Here is a 423-nt window from a genome sequence, read left to right as displayed (position 1 = left end):
CTCCACGTCCGCTGCCTCGGCTGCCGACGCCCGGGAGCGCCGCACGCCGACGGGGCCGTCCCACGACCGCCGCACCCCGGCGCCCGGAGCGGACCGCGGTGCGCCGCCCACGGCCTCGGCCTCGGCAGGACGGGACCGCCGCTCGGCGACGGACGCGACGACGACGGACGGCACGACGGACGCTGCGACCCGTCCCACCGCGGCACGCTCCGCCGATGACACCTCCGCCGGCGGCACCTCCAGCGACGGCACAGCCGCCGGTCCCGCCGCGACGGGGACGGCGCCGACCGTCGACACCGCGTCGGTCGTCGCTGCCCTGGTCCAGCCGGTCCCCGCCGCGCCGACCACCGCCGCCCAGCCGCTCGCGACTCCCGCAGCAGCCGTGGCGTCGCTCGACGCACCCGTGCCGGGCAGCGGGGCGAT

General features: G+C 80.6%; 1 protein-coding gene. It reads right to left on the bottom strand.

Features of this window, described 5'->3' with window-relative positions; translation table 11 throughout:
• Positions 1 to 423 (bottom strand): hypothetical protein (locus HWD93_RS18210; protein WP_374115185.1); only part of this gene is annotated, 423 nt, incomplete at both ends.

Origin of the sequence: Curtobacterium sp. C2H10 (genome assembly GCF_025407985.1) — a bacterium.
In the GTDB taxonomy this organism is placed as follows: Bacteria; Actinomycetota; Actinomycetes; order Actinomycetales; family Microbacteriaceae; genus Curtobacterium.
Note: the sequence above shows the minus strand (reverse complement) of the source record. Positions and strands in the feature narration are given on the sequence as shown.